Here is a 467-nt window from a genome sequence, read left to right as displayed (position 1 = left end):
TGCTGCCGTGGGCGTTCGAAGACGGCATGGGATTCGAGCGCTGGGTCGACTACGCGCTCGACGTGCCGATGTACTTCGTCAAACGCGGCGACGAATACATCGATGTCGCCGGTTCGTCGTTCCGCAAGTTCTTCGATGGTAACAACGAGAAGCTGCCCGGACAGCGTCCGACGCTGTCGGACTGGGCCAACCATCTGTCGACGATTTTCCCCGAGGTACGGCTGAAGCGGTATCTCGAGATGCGCGGGGCCGACGGCCAGCCATGGGGCCGCCTGACCGCGCTGCCGGCGTTCTGGGTCGGGCTGCTGTACGACGATGCCAGCCTCGACGCCGCCTGGGAGCTGGTCAAGAACTGGACCGCCGAGGAGCGCCAAACGCTGCGGGACGAGGTTCCGCGGCTCGGGTTCAAGGCCAAGATCGGCAACCGCAGCCTGCTCGAAGTCGCCAAGGATTGCATGGTGCTGGCG

General features: G+C 64.9%; 1 protein-coding gene. It reads left to right on the top strand.

All coding sequences use genetic code 11. From position 1 onward, the window contains the following. Positions 1–467, top strand: a 467-nt coding sequence (locus tag DY467_RS25545; protein ID WP_246701652.1) for a glutamate-cysteine ligase family protein, incomplete at both ends; no start/stop codon positions are given.

The sequence above is a fragment of the Rhodopseudomonas sp. BR0G17 genome (assembly GCF_010907025.1).
GTDB classification, from domain to species: Bacteria; Pseudomonadota; Alphaproteobacteria; order Rhizobiales; family Xanthobacteraceae; genus Rhodopseudomonas; species Rhodopseudomonas palustris_H.
This window is presented reverse-complemented; position numbering and strand designations above follow the sequence as displayed.